The organism is Ketobacter alkanivorans (genome assembly GCF_002863865.1).
Taxonomy (GTDB): Bacteria; Pseudomonadota; Gammaproteobacteria; order Pseudomonadales; family Ketobacteraceae; genus Ketobacter; species Ketobacter alkanivorans.
This window is the reverse complement of the sequence record NZ_CP022684.1, coordinates 3,520,244-3,536,693: the sequence shown is the minus strand read 5'-3', so window position 1 is coordinate 3,536,693 and position 16,450 is coordinate 3,520,244. Positions and strand designations below refer to the sequence as shown.

At 53.7% G+C, this 16,450-nt stretch carries 15 protein-coding genes; 2 read left to right on the top strand and 13 right to left on the bottom strand.

The annotated features are described in order from the left end of the window. Positions 1 to 63: 63 nt before the first annotated feature. Complete coding sequence (locus Kalk_RS15135) at positions 64 to 3,390, bottom strand: mechanosensitive ion channel domain-containing protein (protein WP_101895045.1); 3,327 nt, start codon at positions 3,388 to 3,390, stop codon at positions 64 to 66. A gap of 136 nt (positions 3,391 to 3,526) precedes the next feature. Between Kalk_RS15135 and ettA the strand changes: the two genes are divergently transcribed. After that, complete coding sequence (gene ettA / locus Kalk_RS15130) at positions 3,527 to 5,197, top strand: energy-dependent translational throttle protein EttA (RefSeq protein WP_101896345.1); 1,671 nt, start codon at positions 3,527 to 3,529, stop codon at positions 5,195 to 5,197. 79 nt (positions 5,198 to 5,276) lie between these two features. Here the strand turns inward: ettA and Kalk_RS15125 are convergent, their stop codons facing one another. After that, positions 5,277 to 5,492, bottom strand: coding sequence for a PA3496 family putative envelope integrity protein (locus tag Kalk_RS15125; RefSeq protein ID WP_101895044.1), 216 nt, complete (start codon positions 5,490 to 5,492; stop codon positions 5,277 to 5,279). Between the two features lie 334 nt (positions 5,493 to 5,826). Here Kalk_RS15125 and Kalk_RS15120 point away from each other — a divergent pair, with 334 nt between their 5' ends. Next, positions 5,827 to 6,195, top strand: a complete 369-nt coding sequence (locus Kalk_RS15120) for a PilZ domain-containing protein (RefSeq protein WP_101895043.1) — start codon at positions 5,827 to 5,829, stop codon at positions 6,193 to 6,195. Positions 6,196 to 6,210: 15 nt separating this feature from the next. Here the strand turns inward: Kalk_RS15120 and radA are convergent, their stop codons facing one another. The 11 genes from radA to rnr form a co-directional block, all read right to left on the bottom strand. After that, the gene (gene radA, locus Kalk_RS15115) at positions 6,211 to 7,575 is read right to left on the bottom strand and encodes a DNA repair protein RadA (RefSeq protein ID WP_101895042.1); all 1,365 of its coding nucleotides are present in this window, start codon (positions 7,573 to 7,575) and stop codon (positions 6,211 to 6,213) included. Further along, positions 7,576 to 7,959: a hypothetical protein gene (locus Kalk_RS15110; protein ID WP_101895041.1), complete on the bottom strand. Its 384-nt coding sequence runs from the start codon at positions 7,957 to 7,959 to the stop codon at positions 7,576 to 7,578. Continuing rightward, on the bottom strand, positions 7,959 to 9,053 hold the full coding sequence (alr, locus tag Kalk_RS15105; RefSeq protein ID WP_199767927.1) for an alanine racemase: 1,095 nt from the start codon (positions 9,051 to 9,053) through the stop codon (positions 7,959 to 7,961). The genes Kalk_RS15110 and alr overlap by 1 nt, the downstream gene beginning before the upstream one ends. A 2-nt stretch (positions 9,054 to 9,055) precedes the next feature. Further along, positions 9,056 to 10,444, bottom strand: coding sequence for a replicative DNA helicase (gene dnaB, locus Kalk_RS15100; RefSeq protein WP_101895040.1), 1,389 nt, complete (start codon positions 10,442 to 10,444; stop codon positions 9,056 to 9,058). Positions 10,445 to 10,664: 220 nt separating this feature from the next. Further along, positions 10,665 to 11,114, bottom strand: a complete 450-nt coding sequence (gene rplI / locus Kalk_RS15095) for a 50S ribosomal protein L9 (protein WP_101895039.1) — start codon at positions 11,112 to 11,114, stop codon at positions 10,665 to 10,667. Beyond that, entirely contained in the window at positions 11,114 to 11,983 is an 870-nt protein-coding gene (locus Kalk_RS15090; RefSeq protein WP_158643517.1) for a hypothetical protein, read from the bottom strand. The genes rplI and Kalk_RS15090 overlap by 1 nt, the downstream gene beginning before the upstream one ends. A 19-nt stretch (positions 11,984 to 12,002) precedes the next feature. Then, on the bottom strand, positions 12,003 to 12,230 hold the full coding sequence (rpsR, locus tag Kalk_RS15085) for a 30S ribosomal protein S18 (RefSeq protein WP_101895037.1): 228 nt from the start codon (positions 12,228 to 12,230) through the stop codon (positions 12,003 to 12,005). Between the two features lie 22 nt (positions 12,231 to 12,252). Continuing rightward, positions 12,253 to 12,561 carry a primosomal replication protein N gene (gene priB, locus Kalk_RS15080; RefSeq protein WP_101895036.1) on the bottom strand — a complete coding sequence of 103 codons (309 nt, stop codon included), beginning with the start codon at positions 12,559 to 12,561 and terminating at the stop codon, positions 12,253 to 12,255. A 22-nt stretch (positions 12,562 to 12,583) separates the two neighbouring features. Next, the gene (rpsF, locus tag Kalk_RS15075; RefSeq protein WP_101895035.1) at positions 12,584 to 13,027 is read right to left on the bottom strand and encodes a 30S ribosomal protein S6; all 444 of its coding nucleotides are present in this window, start codon (positions 13,025 to 13,027) and stop codon (positions 12,584 to 12,586) included. A gap of 160 nt (positions 13,028 to 13,187) precedes the next feature. Beyond that, positions 13,188 to 13,937 (bottom strand): 23S rRNA (guanosine(2251)-2'-O)-methyltransferase RlmB, encoded by a 750-nt coding sequence (gene rlmB / locus Kalk_RS15070; RefSeq protein ID WP_101895034.1) that lies wholly within the window; start codon positions 13,935 to 13,937, stop codon positions 13,188 to 13,190. 3 nt (positions 13,938 to 13,940) lie between these two features. Then, complete coding sequence (gene rnr / locus Kalk_RS15065) at positions 13,941 to 16,436, bottom strand: ribonuclease R (protein WP_101895033.1); 2,496 nt, start codon at positions 16,434 to 16,436, stop codon at positions 13,941 to 13,943. Positions 16,437 to 16,450: the final 14 nt, after the last annotated feature.

Sequence of the window (16,450 nt, the reverse complement as noted above, 5' to 3'; positions counted from 1 at the left end):
GCCCGACGGCACATGAAACTCCCTCGCGGGATCATCAATTTTCTTCATATAGCCCTAAGCTTGTTAACCTTTGCTGGGCAGGTGCTTCACATGCACATCCAGCTGCGGGAAAGCGATTTCAATGCCCAACTCCTTAAATTGACGATCAATTTCCGTGTGCAACTCGTGTATCAGCACCAAGCGCTTGGAGAAGTTGGATACAAAGGCGCGTAACTCAAAATCCAGCGAACTGGCACCGAATCCCAGGAAAAAAGCTGATGGCTCTGGCTCACGCAGCACAATTTCATTCGCCTTCGCGATCTTCAACAGAGTTTTGGTGACCAGCTCGGTATCCGAACCATAGGCCACCCCTACCTTGATAACCACCCTGGTGGTGCTGTCGCTCAAGGTCCAGTTGATAAATTGGCTGGTAACAAAGGTTTTGTTGGGAATAATCAGTTCTTTCTGATCCCAGTCGACCATCGTGGTGGCCCGCATTCGGATTTGGGATACGGTGCCACTCAATTCGTTAATGGTAACGGTATCGCCAATTCGAATTGGCCGCTCAAACAGAATAATCAACCCGGATATGAAATTGGCAAATATCTCCTGTAATCCGAAGCCCAGCCCTACACCCAAAGCGGCCACCAACCAGCCCAGCTTGCTCCAGTCCAGCCCGATCATGCCAGACACAATCATGACGCCGATCATGATCACCGCATAACGCGCGGAAGTGGTAATGGCAAAGCGAATACCAGAATCCACTTTAAGGCGACGCAGAATCATTACCTCAATCAAGCCCGGCAGGTTTTTTACGCCAGCATAGGTCAGACTTAAAGCCAGCAATGTGGCCAACAGCGTTTCCAGAGTGACGGTGTGCGCTTCCAACCCAGTGTCTGTAGTCACGTTATAGGTCCACAATTCGATCTCCTGAAAGATCTGAATGGCCTGGAAGAAATCTTGCCAACTCAAGTAACATACCACTGCGAACAGAGCAAAGGACATCACCCGCAACAAAGCCCTGTTTTGTTCACTGACCGTTGCCACATCCAGCTTGGATATCTCGATTTCAGGTAATGGCTCACCCGCGACGGCACCCTCCTGCTGCTCCTTAACCTTGCGTAAGGCATCCCGTTTTTCCTTGGCGCGAACATAGGCAAGCTTGCGCTCCAACACAGCAAACCAACGCACCAAAACCTGATCCAAGATGAAGATAAAAAACCCGTACATAATGGTCTGATACATCAGCACCATGATTTCCATTGCGCTGAAGCTGTACCCTTGTACAGACAAGACAATTAACGACAATGGCACCAACACAGCCAACCAGAACAACGCTTTATTCCAGCTCTGATACCAATAGATGATGCCACCGCCCTCGTCTACAGAAAGTTCACGCTGGGTTACACCCGATTTGGGGCTAAACATTCGCGCGCAATAGAACAGGAACACTGACATCACAATCAAATATGCTGCCCGACCCAAGATCCCAGAATGGAAATCATCTCCCTCACGCCACACCACAATAAATACAAATGCTCCTGGCAATTGCAGATAGAGTAACGGCAGCCAGCGCTTAACCGCTGCAATGGCACTGGGCCGCCACCGAAAATGGCCCTCAGCCAAACCGTGGGGCCGCAACAGATGACGAATAAACTCAAACATAAACAACCAACGCGCCAACACCACCAAGGCGGAAGCAAATCCGTCGGCGAATGGAGATGCGACATCACTGTTGGCAAGCGGGTAGGCCAGCACAACCAAAAGCACAGGCCATGGCAGCGCAAGAATCAACGTTCCCAACAACGCCTCAAGCGTGTACCGAAACCGGTCTTTGGTGACATTGCCAACCTTCTGACTGCCTCGCACCAACCGCTGCAGGACTTTACGACGACTGATCGCATAAAACCCAAGCAATAAGCTCAACCCAACTACTGGGTATATCGGCGACACCAATTGCTGCCACCAAAGGGTGAAAGGCTCTCCCCACTGATGGGACATCACAAACCAGCTCACGCTACCAGGCAAAGCGACAAACCATTGCCAATCCAACGGTGCGGCACTGCGCCGCCAGAACAGTTTCTTATTTAAAAGCTCATAAAATTTCGCCCGCTCAGCCTGCTGATCCCCATGCAGCAGTTCTAGATTGGTGAGGTTCACCACATAGTCCGCGTTGACCTGCAACAACTTGCCTAACAGCTCTGCACGCGCCTGATAAATGTTATTCAGATCTTGCCTCACCGAAGGGTCAACCGAACCACTCTTTTTCAACACGCCATCAATATAAAGACTGCGGGACGTTTCCGTACGCACATAATGCAATTCTTCATCAAACTTGAATTGCTCCAGACGTGCCTTGGATACCGACGTTTGGAGGCTGGAATGGGTTTCTTGTTCACGCATCTTTGCCTGCAACGATTGACGCTGACGCAACAGATAATCATCCACAAACTGATAGGAGTCGGTAAGCTCCAACTGTTGTTTAGCCACTTCAAACCGATAACGAATGTCCTGCAGTTCTTGCTTGCCATCGACCAGCAGATCCGCCGTCGCATTCAGGTGTTCAGTGCGGGTCAACAACAGATCTTTGAGGCGTTGATTTTCTTTTTGCTCCTGCTTCAATACTTCAGGGATCTCATCATAGGCTCCCTGCAGTTCCACGCTGGCATCCTGGTGCTCACCGGCGGTTTGCAAACGCATGTCATCGCGCTTTTGTCGCAACAACGTCAGCGCCGATTTCAACATTTCCATACGCAAGAACAATAAATCACGATTCACTGTGTAGAGATCCAGCAGCTTCTGATAGCCCTCCAATCGGTTCTGGGCCAGCTCTTTCCGTAAATTGGCATTGGCAAGCTGCTGCTTTAACAGGCTCAGTTGTAAGTTCTTTAACGAGGCATTCTTGTCGCTATTTTCCTGCTGACGAATTTTCTCTTGCAGTTCCAGCGCCTGCTTCTGTGCGGCCATCACATCTTCACGCGCCTTACTGGGCAGGGATTGCTGTTCGCCGATACGCTCCAATACAAACGAAAGGCCCTGCTGTAACGCCTTGGCCTGAGCATCTAATAGATCAATTGCCCCTTCCAGTGAGTCCTGATTACTGGGTAGCTTTTCCTTGGACTTGCTCTGCTCCAGTCGCTGTATTTCCTGTCGAAACTGGGCCGCCAGCTCCGGGGCAGATTGGATCTCGTTATTCACCGACTGGATTTGCTCACGCAGAGACTGGGCAACAGATTCTTGCTGCTTTAGCTCTTTGCTCAGCAGATCCAGCTCCTTGGTTACCGCATCCACCTGGGAGGCCGCCTCCGGATTGCCGGCGGCCCGCGCCGTTTGCCCTGCAAAAGAGAGTGCACACAAGCAAAGCAGGATGCCAAAACACAGACGCAAGGGGTTACTTTTTTGAATACTCACACAATCTCCTAAAATGCCTGAAATTCATGCATCAAACCGGGGCGGAACCAGCATTCTGCCGGGTTTGCATCGCCGCCCCAATTGGGTTAGCGTACGCCACAAACTCCACCCACTATTGACTAGCTACTTTCCTGTTATGGCGCAATATATATACACGATGCACAGGGTATCCAAGGTGGTACCCCCCAAACGCGAAATCCTTAAGGATATCTCCCTTTCATTCTTCCCGGGTGCCAAAATCGGCGTGCTGGGGTTGAACGGTGCTGGTAAGTCTACCCTGCTGCGCATTATGGCAGGAGTGGATACAGAGATCGACGGGGAAGCGCGCCCCGCCAGTGGAATCAATATCGGTTATCTGCCCCAAGAACCTCAGTTGGATGAAAGCAAGGACGTGCGCGGCAACGTTGAAGACGGCGTTCGGGAAATCAAGGACGTTTTGGCCCGCTTTGACGAAATCAGTATGAAGTTCGCCGAACCGATGTCCGACGACGAAATGAACGCGCTGCTGGAAGAACAGGCTGAGCTGCAAAACAAGATCGACGCCAGTAATGGCTGGGACATCGACCGCACCCTCGAGATCGCAGCTGATGCTCTGCGCCTGCCGCCATGGGATGCAGACGTCAGCAAGCTGTCCGGCGGTGAAAAGCGCCGGGTTGCCCTGTGCCGGCTGTTACTTTCCAGCCCAGACATGCTGCTGCTGGACGAACCCACCAACCATCTGGACGCTGAATCCGTAGGCTGGCTGGAGCGCTTTCTGCACGAATACAAAGGCACTGTAGTTGCGATTACCCACGACCGCTATTTCCTCGACAACGCCGCGGAATGGATTCTGGAGCTGGACCGCGGCCACGGCATTCCCTGGAAAGGCAACTATTCCTCGTGGCTGGAACAGAAAGACGAGCGCCTGGCCCAGGAATCCAAACAGGAAGCTTCCCGCCAAAAAGCCATCAAGGCAGAACTGGAATGGGTTCGCTCCAACGCCAAAGGACGCCAAGCCAAGAGCAAGGCTCGATTGGCCCGCTTTGAAGAGCTGTCCAGCCAGGAAGCGCAAAAGCGTAACGAAACTCAAGAGCTGTACATTCCCGTAGCAGAACGCCTGGGGGACGACGTTATCGAATTTCGCCACGTCACCAAGTCTTTTGGCGACCGCAATCTCTACGATGATCTCAGCTTTACGATCCCCAAAGGGGCCATTGTTGGGATTATCGGCCCCAACGGTGCCGGTAAAACCACTCTGTTCCGCCTGATAGTCGGTCAACAACAGCCAGACAAGGGCGAAGTGCACATTGGTGAAACCGTCGATCTCGCCTACGTCGATCAGTCCCGCGACGACCTCGATGACAGTAAAACCGTATGGGAAGAGGTGTCTGAAGGGCTGGACATCATCAAGGTGGGGTCGTTTGAAATGCCATCCCGTTCCTATGTCGGCCGCTTCAACTTCAAAGGCTCTGATCAACAGAAGCGGGTCGGTGAACTGTCTGGCGGTGAGCGTAACCGCTTACACCTAGCCAAACTGCTGCGCAAAGGCGGCAACGTAGTGATGCTGGATGAGCCCACCAACGATCTGGACGTGGAAACCTTACGCGCCCTTGAAGAAGCGCTGCTCACCTATGCAGGCACCGCCATTGTGATTTCTCACGATCGCTGGTTCCTGGATCGAGTGGCAACGCACATTCTTGACTTTGAAGGCGAGGAAGGCGTGGAGTTTTTTGAAGGCAACTTCACTGAATATGAAGCATATAAGAAGAAAAAGTACGGTGAAGAGTCCGTACAACCAAAGCGCATCAAGTACAAGAAGATCGTCTGACCTCTGGCACGCCCGGACTGATCCGCTACAAACGACGCCCTGCCGGTTTACCGCCAGGGCGTTTTAACTGTAAACGCTTTTACTCGTCGTCGATATCTGCCCAATCGTCGTAATCATCAAGATCATGCTTAAGACGGCGAGCCTCCATCATTTCTTCAATTTTGCGCAAATAATCACCGGAGCTTTTGCTTTTTGCCTCCAGGCGTCGCTCGACATCACCATCGATGTCATCCATTAATTCGTCATCAATATCATCAATGTACTGGGTGTCTTCAGATGAAGATGTTGTTCTCATAACCCCATACCTCTACAGCAAATTATTTTCAGAGATGTGAAACCATGCAAGCTGCCGTTCCGTTCGGCGAATAATCCCTAAAAGCGCTCTAACTTTCATCTTTTAATTATTAACGCAGCATCAAATATTTTTGTAGTTAATTTTGGTGATTTTTAGATGTTTTTCCGATGCTCGGTCACGGTGTTATTCATTTAGCAACCAAGTACCAATCCGTTTCACACCGTTACAAAATCATTACAGGATCAGCTTGAAATAATTGAATTTTCGGCTTTTTATTAAAGATTGACTATGCTGTAAAGAGAACAACCAATCTCAACCAGATGAGTTCAGGGCCATGATCGAGAAACGCAACTTTACACGCATCGCTTTCGATGCCAGCGCACGCCTTATACGGGGCGATAGCGACTGGTCGACCCAACTGTTGGACATATCCCTGAAAGGCGCGCTGGTGAAGCTGCCAGATGACAGCAACCTGCAAAGCAATGACCCCGTCACCTTGTATTTGTTGCTGAGCGACGAAGAAACCGAAATCAGAATGGAAGGCCACGTGGCCCATGTGGAGCAAGAGCACGTGGGAATGGTGTGTGACCATCTGGATGTGGACAGCGCCTCGCACCTGCGCCGCATTGTAGAATTGAACACCGGCAACGAAGCCCTGCTGGAACGTGAGATCGAAGCCCTGGTCACCTACGCCCAGAACTGAAACGCCTCGCCCCCGCTACAGAGCGTCCAGCGCTTGCTCCAGGCGGGAGACTGCCACCACTTCCAGCCCTTCTATGGGCGACTTGGGCTGGTTGCCCTTAGGTACGATTGCCCGTGTAAATCCATGCTTGGCCGCCTCCCGCAAACGCTCCTGCCCGCTGGGCACAGGTCGAATCTCACCGGACAGCCCCACCTCACCGAACACAATCAGCTGGCTATCCAGCGCCATGCTCCGCAGACTGGATACAACGGAGATCAACACCGCCAAATCAGAACCGGTTTCCAGCACCTTGACGCCACCCACCACATTCACAAATACATCCATGCCCATGGTAGCAACCCCACCGTGCCGGTGCAGCACCGCCAACAGCATTGATAATCTATTCTGATCCAGGCCCACCGCCACCCGCCGCGGGTTACCTAGCTGGCTGTCATCCACCAATGCCTGAACTTCAACCAGTAACGGACGGCTTCCCTCCCGCGTCACCATAACAATACTGCCCGGAATCGGCTGATCATAGCGCGACAAGAAAATAGCCGAAGGATTGCTGACTTCCCGCAGCCCTTTATCGGTCATGGCAAATACGCCCAGTTCATTAACCGCACCAAAGCGATTCTTAACCGCCCGAATCATGCGAAAGCGGTTATCCTGCTCCCCCTCAAAATACAACACGCTGTCTACCATGTGCTCCAGCACCCGGGGCCCGGCCAAAGCACCCTCCTTGGTGACATGCCCCACCAGAAACAGCGCTGTCCCTGTCTGCTTGGCAAAACGCACCAAAGCCGCGGCGCATTCCCGCACCTGAGAAACCCCGCCAGGGGCAGAACTTAAGCCTTCGGAGTACACGGTCTGGATTGAGTCCACCACCATAACCCTTGGCTTCTCTTTATTCGCCGTGGCCAGAATGTTCTCGATACTGGTTTCCGACATCAGCCGCAACTGATCCATGGGCAAATCCAGCCGTCGGGCACGCAGTGCCACCTGCTGCAACGATTCTTCACCGGTTATATAGAGCGCGGCGGCCTGCTGTGACGCCAGATAGGTCATGGTTTGCAACAGGATGGTGGATTTACCAATGCCGGGGTCGCCTCCGATCAGCACCACCGAGCCCTCCACCAAACCGCCACCCAGCACCCGGTCCAGCTCCCCGGTACCGGTGGTTGTACGGGGGTCTTCCACCAGATCGACTTCCGCCATGGTGGTGACCTTGCGGGCTTCACCTGCCCACCCTGTTTTGCCGCCACGATTGGACGACATCCCGCGATCGGGGTTGAATTCGGTCAAGGTGTTCCAGGCACCACAATCCACGCACTGCCCCGCCCATTTGGGAAACACGCTGCCGCAATCGCTGCAGACAAATTGGGTTTTCGCCTTCGCCATTCAGTCCACCACTCGCAAACACACCAAAGCACCGAAATAGTAAGCCGGCACCATCATTAATATGCCAAACAGCCAAGTACCTGAGTTAGGCTGCAACTCGGAATCATCTGACATTTGGAGATATTCAGGTAGTTTTTGCTTCAAGCGTTGCAATGAGTACAGATCCCAAAACAACACGAAGCCAAACAACAGATAGGCCGACGGTGCTTTAAACGGCACCAGCTCCGGCATCCAATAGGAGAACACAAAAGCGATACTGAGAAGGGTCGACACCAGCCCACCCACCGGGTGTAACCAGTCCCGCTCGATGCGTCGCAGCAGCGTTACACCAACCGGGAGGGAAATCATCATTAAACCGATGTAGAGCGTCACCCAGATCGGCATTACGTATTCGCCCCATCCACATATATGCGTTCCACACGACCGGTGACCTGACACAGCAATTCGTAATTGATGGTATTGGCCCAGACTGCCACCTCTTCCACCGGCAAACCCGGCCCCCACAGCGTCACCTGGGTATTGGGGCCTGCGTCCGGCAGAGCCGTCACATCAACCGTAATCATGTCCATGGAAACCCGCCCAAGCACTGCGCAGCGCTGACCATCAATCAACACTTCTGCATCCGCTGAAAGATGGCGCGGATAACCGTCTCCGTAGCCAATCGCCACTACCGCTACATCCGTATCCCGGTCGGCGCGCCAAGTGGCACCGTAACCCACAGAATCCCCCGCAGGAACCCGCGTACGAGAGATAATACGGGATTGCAGATGCATCACTGGCTGCATGCTCTGCACTGCACCAGAAGACGGCGCAAATGGGGTAGCGCCATACAACATCAGACCCGGGCGCACCCATTGATAATGAAAGTCGGGACGGTTCAGAGTCGCGGCAGAATTCGCAAAGCTGGCCGCAGTGGCACCCACCGATTGCCTGAGCCGGGAAAACAATTCGCCCTGCTGCTGATTCAGCGGATGCTCTGGTTCATCGGCGCAGGCCAGATGACTCATCAAAACAACGGCCTTCACATTAGCGCTGCTCTGCAACTGCTGCCAAAACAACGCACAACCGTTCGCCGCGATACCCAGCCGATGCATACCGGTATCAACCTTGAGCCACACCGTAAGGGGGCTGGCAAGTTGCGCCTCCAGCAACATGGACAACTGCCATGGCTGATGCACAACGATCTGAAACCCCTGTTGCGCCGCCTGCTGAAGCTGGGCTGTGCTGAGCACACCTTCCATCAATAACACCGGCCGCTCGATACCCGCCAGCTTGAGTGACATGCCCTCTTCGAAGGTGGCCACACCCAGCGCATCACTGCCCACAGCCAAAGCCCGCGCCACCGGCACCAAGCCGTGGCCATAAGCATCGGCCTTCACCACGGCAAGCACACTGCTGGCGGGGGCAACCCGCCGTACTATCGATAGATTATGCTGCAACGCAGCCAGACTGATGACCGCACGGGTACCTCGACTCAAGATCAATAGTCTCCGTAACCCTGAGGGGCCAATTCATCGAATCGGGAATATTTACCTATGAACGCAAGACGCGCCTTGTCGATCGGACCGTTTCGGTTCTTGCCGACGATGATCTCAGCAATGCCCTTATCTTCGGAATCCTCGTTATAGACTTCGTCTCGATAGATAAACATGATGATATCCGCGTCCTGCTCGATGGCACCCGATTCGCGCAAATCTGACATAACCGGACGCTTGTTGGGGCGCTGCTCCAACCCCCGATTAAGCTGGGAGAGCGCTATAACCGGACAGTTCATTTCCTTGGCCAGCCCCTTCAAGCTGCGGGAGATCTCCGAGATCTCGTTAACCCGGCTTTCTGCCCCCGGCACCTGCATCAACTGCAGATAATCCACCAGAATCAGACCAATCTCACCCTGCTCACGGGCCACCCGTCGGGCACGGGCTCGCACCTCCGTTGGGCTTAGCCCCGCCGAGTCATCAATAAACAGTTTTTGTTCCGAGAGAATACTGACCGCAGAGCTGAAACGCGGCCAGTCCTCTTCTTCCAGCTTACCGGTCGTTACGCGAGTCAGATCAATACGGCCCAGCGAGGCCAGCATTCGCATAACGATCTGCTCGGAGGGCATCTCCATACTGAACACCAGTACCGGCTTACCGGAGCGGATCAAGGCGTTTTCGGCCAGGTTCATTGAAAAGGTGGTTTTACCCATGGCTGGACGCGCCGCAACGATCACCAGCGCACCGGGCCGCAGACCGGAGAAGGTCTCATCCAGCTGCTTAAAGCCCGTGGGGATACCGATAATGGCTTCGTCAGATTTGAACAGCTGATCGATCTTATCGACCGTTTCCTTCAACACCAGGTTGATCGGCTGAGGGCCACCCTGTTTAGCACCCTGCTCGGCAATGCCGAACACCTTACGCTCGGCTTCGTCCAACAGATCTGTTGAACTGCGGCCTTCCGGATGAAACGCAGCATCGGCAATTTCATTGGATACGGTAATCATCTGGCGCAGTACCGAGCGCTCACGGACGATCTCGGCATAAGCCTTGATGTTGCTGGCACTGGGCGTGTTTTTAGCAAGCTGGGCCAGATAAGCCATGCCACCACAATCTTCCAGAATACCCGCGTTATCCAGCGCCTCCCCCAAGGTCACAACGTCGAAGGGCTTAACCAGCTCCGCCAGCTGCGCTATGGCACGGTAGATCAAGCGATGGTCGCGGCGGTAAAAATCCACGTCGGAGGTGATTTCGGAGACATCGTCGAAGGCACGATTATCCAGCATCAATCCACCAATAACGGATTGCTCTGCCTCAATGGAGTGGGGCGGCACTTTGATGGACGCGGACTGCATGTCCTCATCCAGGGTCAATTCGATCGGTGAGTCGCTCATGGGATATTGGGTACTTACAGGAACATCGGGTTGCTCAAGTTTAACGGCTGGCCGCTACGCTGTGCAAACCTCTTGGGAAGGGAACAAGCCCATGTCTTGCGGCCTATCCAGAAACGACAAAACTCCGGCACCTTAACAGCACCAGAGTTTCGTCTCAGGCATGACTGATGTCACCAAGTCTAAGCAGATTGCCCCCCGTGGGAGGCAACCAGATCAAACCTTATTCGGGAACAACAGATACCTTGAGAGTAGCGGTAATATCGCTGTGAATCTGCAGGTCGATCTCGTAGTCACCAGCGTTGCGGATAGCGCCGTTGGGCATCAACACTTCTGCCTTGGTCACTTCAACACCGGCAGCTGTGATTGCTTCAGCAATATCACGGGTACCAACAGAACCGAACAGCTTGCCTTCGTCACCGGACTTGGCAGGAATGGTTACGCTGGCCAGTTCAGTTACTTTGTCAGCGCGCGCCTGGGCAGCTGCCAGTTTGTCTGCAGCGGCTTTTTCAAGTTCAGCACGACGCTCTTCGAAGTGCTTCACATTGGCTTCAGTAGCAGGCACAGCCTTGCCTTGCGGGATCAGGTAGTTGCGGCCAAAACCCGCGCGTACGTTCACCTTGTCACCCAGTTCACCCAGGTTACGGTTTCTTTCCAATAAGATGATTTCCATCACTCATACCTCTTTTGAATTCGATTTCTAAAATCAACAAAACTGTCTATTGCAGCCACCGAGATCAGCACCATCACTCCCAACCAGGAGAAAATCACCAATCCCACATAAAAGAACGTCAGCAATGGGCCATTATTAGGCTTAGAGCCCAACAGACCGTGCATCAAGCCAAGACCCGCCATCAGCGCAGGCACTGTTACACAGGGCAACGCCAACCGCGCTTGCGGGTAGTTCTGTGACAGCCACAGAACCAACGCTATCCCCACGGCAGCCATCGGAGCCATGCGCAAGCTGTGAAACTCGCGACGAAATCCGCCGGGGTTATACAGCCGTGCTTGCAGCCAACGTGCCACCAACAGTGCAGCGGTGGCTCCCAAGGTGATAGCCCAAGCCATCATCTCCAGCACCACCTGCCGAGCATCATACTGCTCAAACATAGCATCCGCTTCGGGGTTGGCCTTTTTCAGCTCCACCATGACATCGTCAAAAGCAGGCTGTAGCAACTCCACCAAGACCGTGATCTTGTCTGGAGCCAGGCTCAGCACCAGCACCATATACAGCACTGAGCCCACCCCGGCAGCCAGCAAAGCCCAAAACAGTGATCGCGTATTGGCGAGCACCAGCCCGGCCAGCAGCGCTGCCATGACTGTTCCAGCCTGGGTAATGTCCCCGGCGGCCCAATGCACCAGCACCGCTACCAGCAGCGCCCCCCCAAAAGGGATTGCTGCCTCACTTGCGTTCTTCCTCAGAGCCACCAGCGCCACAACGGCGGCGGAGGCCCAGCCTAACCCTGGCAACATGGCCAGAAGTGCGGCTGCGGCGAGCGCCTGTAAGGGCCCGCCCATGACCCACTTTGCCAGTAAATTCATGATACTGGCCTAAAGTTGCTTACTTGTGTGAGTCAGAATAAGGCAACAAAGCCAGGGCTCGCGCGCGCTTAACAGCACGGGCCAGCTGACGTTGGTATTTCGCACTGGTGCCAGTAATACGGCTGGGTACGATTTTGCCAGTTTCAGTAATGTAGTTTTTCAGGGTATCCAGATCTTTGTAATCGATCTCGGTTACGCCTTCAGCAGTAAAACGGCAGAATTTTCTGCGGCGATAAAAACGTGCCATGGTTGGCTCCTGTTATATTCAATTAACGCAATTCAAGTTGCTGAGCGTGCAACACAAGCTGGGTTGCAGAAGTATCTTTGTAGCTGGCCCGGGAAAGAAACCCGGTAACCACCACCCGATCGCTGGCGGACAGGTTTTCACACTGTGAGGTGATGTCCTGCCCTCGTGCCTCCACCTTGATACGGCAAAGCACCTCCCGCGCGACTCCCGCCTCTTCCTGACGGGATCGGTGTTCCAACATAAAGCTGTAATGAGGAACACCTGCCGGGGTGTAACGCAAACCTTTGATTTCCGTTACGATACCACTTAGAACCAGTTGATTGATTTCCACTCAGCGGTTCACGCAGATCCGATTAATCTTCGGAATCTGTTTCGTCCTCATCTTCATCATCGCTGCTGTCATCACTGGCGGCTTCGGCGCGGTAATCATTACGATCCCCACGGTCACCACGAGGAGACTGCTCACTGCGATCCCGCTCGTTGGATTTGGCCAGTACAGATTGCTCAGTAACGGCTTCGTCACGACGAAGAACGATGTTGCGCAGAACAGCGTCATTGAATTTGAACGCGCTGGTTAATTCGTCCAGCACTTCCTGAGAGCACTCAACGTTCAGCAGAACGTAGTGAGCCTTGTGGATTTTGTTAATTGGGTAAGCCAGTTGGCGGCGGCCCCAGTCTTCCAAGCGGTGGATAGCACCACCACCTTCCTGGATCTGGCCTTTGTAACGCTCAACCATACCGGGAACCTGTTCACTCTGATCAGGGTGAACCAGAAAAACGATTTCGTAATGTCTCATGACATCTCCTTACGGATTATAGCCTCCCTTATGCTTTCCTTGAGGAAATGCGCAGGTAAGGCAAGGAGTTAATACTTACTAACCAAATACCCCTCATTCACGGGGAGCGAGGGATCGCGAATTCTATAGGAGGTTATTCAGAAAAACAACAGGAGCTTTACTAGAAAGACGACCTTTGTCGCAAGGCTTCAAATAGACATACCCCGGCAGCAACGGATACATTGAGGCTTTGAACATCCCCCTGCATGGGGATGTAGACCAACTGATCACAGTTTTCCCGGGTAAGTCTGCGCAAGCCGGGGCCTTCTGCCCCCATAATCAGGGCCAACGGCCCTTTCAGATCAGCCTCATAAAGACTCTTGGCGGTTTCATCCAACTCAGTGCCCACCACCCATATCTGCCGATCCTGCAACTGCTTAATGAGGCGTGCCAGGTTAGTCACCTGAACAAAAGGCACCACTTCGGCCGCACCCACCGCCACCCGACGCACCACCGGCGTTAACCCAACGGACTTGTCTTTAGTAGTCATCACCGCGTGCACCCCGGCGGCATCTGCACTGCGCAGCACGGCACCCAGGTTGTGCGGGTCGGTAACCGAATCCAATATCAGTAAAAACGGGGGCACCTGAAGCTTATCCAGCAAATCGAACAGGCCATGCTCATCCAGAGGGGCCGCCAAACGACAACGCGCCGCCAGCCCCTGGTGGTTGGCATCTGGAAACTGGTGATCCATCGACTTTTTGTTCACATGCTGACAGGCAATACCCAACTGACGAATAATGCCAAGCACTTCGTCCAGACGCCCCTCTTCGCGCCCCTCCTGAACCTTAACTTCCAGCACGCGCTCCGGGTGCCGTTTTAATACTGCTGTGACGCTATGAATACCGTACAACCAATCGGGTTTTGACATAATTTACCGTTTCTTCCTGGCCTTCTTGGGTCTGGGTTTTTTCCCCGCCTGCTTCTTTGCCGCAGCCTTGGCCACTTCGTGGCGAGAGGTCCCGGCTTTTGCCTTACCTGCCGCGGCTTTTTTGGCAGCCCCCCGACCTTTACCTGCAGCGTTCACCGAACCCGCATCTTGTGACTTGCCGGCAGAAGCCTTTTTACTTTTACGCTGCGCCTTGTCTTTATTTTGCCGAGCGCTGTCTTCTTTGCTCCAACGCACGCGCTTACCACCAGCCAGCATCTCAAAGTCGATCTTGCGATCATCCAAATTGACCTTGGCCACGCTGACGGTGACTTCCTCGCCCAGCCCGAACATCAATCCACTGCGCTCACCCACCAGCCGATGCCGCACTTCATCAAAATGATAATAATCACTGTTCAGGGAGCTGACGTGCACCAAGCCTTCGACATAAATGTCCTTCAGCTCAACAAACAAGCCGAAGCCGGTCACGCCGGTAATAATGCCCTTGAATACATCACCGATCTTGTCGCTCATGTACTCACACTTGAGCCAGCCGATGACATCCCACGTGGCCTCATCGGCACGACGCTCAGTCATCGAACACTGTTCGCCCAGCTCGACCATGGCGGCGGCATCGTATGGCAGTATTTTTTGCTGCGGTATCGGCGGCGCATCCGCCGTACGCTTGGCATTGGTACTCTCTTTGCCACTGCGCACAAAATAGCGGATTGCCCGATGCACCAACAGGTCAGGATAGCGCCGAATAGGCGACGTGAAATGGGCGTAAGCTCCGTAAGAAAGGCCAAAATGCCCTTTGTTCTCAGGGGAATACACCGCCTGGTTCATAGAACGCAACATCACCGTCTGGATCAACTCAAAGTCCGGCCGGTCCTTAATGCTACCCAGTACCTCCTGGTAATCAGACGGCTTGGGCTCCGTGCGTACCATAAAGGGGATACTTAATTCTTTCAGAAACGCACGCAGGTTTTCCAGCTTTTCATTTTTCGGGCCTTCGTGAACTCGATAAAGTGCGGGCAGGTTGTACTTTTGCAGAAACTTGGCTGCGCACACATTGGCCGCCAACATGCACTCCTCGATGATGCGATGAGCATCATTGCGCTGCGTGGGCACGATGCGCTCGATCTTACGATCTTCACCGAACTCGATTTTGGTTTCGGTGGTTTCAAAATCGATGGCACCCCGCTGCTGCCGCTGACCACGAAAGGCATGATACAGACCGTAAAGATCCTCCAGATGAGGCACCACAGCGCTGTATTGCTCTCGCAGGTCCTGCCCTTCCATTGATTCAGGCTCTTGCAGCATAGCGCCGACTTTATTATAGGTAAGCCGGGCATGAGAGCAGATCACCGCCTCGAAGAACCCATAACGACTGACCTTGCCCGAGTCGCTGACGCTCATCTCGCACACCAGAGCAAGACGATCAACCTGCGGGTTCAATGAGCACAGCCCATTGGAAAGGTTAACCGGCAACATGGGCACGACATGCTCAGGGAAATACACGGAGTTGCCGCGCTTACGCGCCTCCTGATCCAGCGGATCCCCAGGGTGAACATAGTGGGACACGTCGGCGATGGCCACATACAGCTTCCAACCACCGCTGCGCTTCTTCTCACAGAAGACCGCATCATCAAAATCTTTGGCATCCTCCCCATCAATGGTTACAAAAGGGGTTTTACGCAGATCAAAGCGATGCTCATAGTCACCCTCAGTCAGGCCGCTGCCGAAATGCTCGGCGGCTGCCTCCACTTCGGCAGGCCACACATGGGGGATATCGTGATTGCGAATGGCCACATCGATTTCCATACCCGGCGCCATATGGTCGCCGATAATTTCGACAATACTGCCTTCTGCCTGCCCTCTGTAACTGGGCTGCTGGGTGATTTCCACCAGCACAAACTGACCGTTTTTAGCCTTAAGGGCATCACTCTCGGGAATCAGAATATCCTGACTGATGCGGCGGTTTTCCGGCGTCACAAACCCAATATTACTTTCCTTGAAATAACGACCAACAATGCGCTGGGTTTTACGCTCCAGCACCTCCACGATCGTCGCTTCACGACGACCACGCTGATCCACGCCGCCAGAGCGGGCCAATACCTTGTCTCCATCAAAGCCACAGCGCATCTGGCGCGCACTCAGATAGAGATCATCACTGCCGTCATCCGGCTTAAGAAACCCGAAACCATCCCGATGGCCAATGATCACACCGCGGATCAGATCCATCTTTTCAGCCACCCCATAGGCACCACGCCGATTCGACAGCAACTGACCATCACGCTCCATGGCACGGAGGCGGCGGCGTACTGCTTCTACGGCTTCATCATCGGTTAGATCGAGTTCGGCACAGATTTGGCGGTGGGTGAGAGGCTTACCCCGGTCGTTGAGCAACTTAAGAATGTAGTCGCGGCTAGGCACCGGGTTATCGTATTTTTGGGCTTCGTTGTCGAGGTTCGGGTCATCCGACCAGGACCAATTTGTCATGCACTTTTCCTATA